The following is a 284-nucleotide window of genomic DNA, read 5'->3' as shown; positions in this document are numbered from 1 at the left end:
CCAGCGGGTAATGCCGGGGACTCATTGGAGACTGCCGGGGTCAACTCGGAGGAAGGTGGGGATGACGTCAAGTCATCATGCCCCTTATGTCTTGGGCTGCAAACATGCTACAATGGCCGGTACAGAGCGCTGCGACATCGCAAGATGGAGCGAATCGCGGAAAGCCGGTCTCAGTTCGGATCGGGGTCTGCAACTCGGCCCCGTGAAGCCGGAGTCGCTAGTAATCGCGGATCAGCAACGCCGCGGTGAATACGTTCCCGGGCCTTGTACACACCGCCCGTCAC

Annotated in this window: 1 rRNA gene; it reads left to right on the top strand. The window is 60.6% G+C overall.

The features are described from left to right. Positions 1–284 (top strand): 16S ribosomal RNA (locus EAS64_RS43025); the annotation flags it as partial.

The sequence above is a fragment of the Trebonia kvetii genome (assembly GCF_007827045.1).
GTDB classification, from domain to species: Bacteria; Actinomycetota; Actinomycetes; order Streptosporangiales; family Streptosporangiaceae; genus Trebonia; species Trebonia kvetii.
Note: the sequence above shows the minus strand (reverse complement) of the source record. Positions and strands in the feature narration are given on the sequence as shown.